This window comes from Paraburkholderia sp. SIMBA_027, from assembly GCF_046535315.1.
Classification (GTDB): domain Bacteria; phylum Pseudomonadota; class Gammaproteobacteria; order Burkholderiales; family Burkholderiaceae; genus Paraburkholderia; species Paraburkholderia tropica.
This window is the reverse complement of record NZ_JAWRWY010000440.1, coordinates 1-277: the sequence shown is the minus strand read 5'-3', so window position 1 is coordinate 277 and position 277 is coordinate 1. Positions and strand designations below refer to the sequence as shown.

General features: G+C 57.4%; 1 protein-coding gene. It reads right to left on the bottom strand.

What is annotated here, in order from left to right:
* Positions 1-94: 94 nt before the first annotated feature.
* A partial coding sequence (locus tag SB764_RS39750) for a hypothetical protein (protein WP_410866718.1) occupies positions 95-277 on the bottom strand: 183 nt, incomplete at its 5' end.

The window sequence follows — 277 nt, the reverse complement described above, 5'->3', positions numbered from 1 at the left end:
AGCGCAATTGCCCGTTCAATTAAGTCTCGGCGTCCGCCGAGGAGGATTGCAGAATAGACCGGCGCGTTTTCATCGTTAAACGGCATGGGCGACGTCACGCGTTTTCTTCCACACTGCACCCATCGCAGCGTCCTTGCGATTCGGAGAAATCCTGGCGTGAGGACACTTGCACACCGACGCGTTTGAGCAAGCGTTGCGTTAATGCTCGCCGGCGTTCAGTAGCATCCAAATCTGCCGCGTCGGCGGCACCGTTTGAGCCGAGTAGCAAATGAACGCC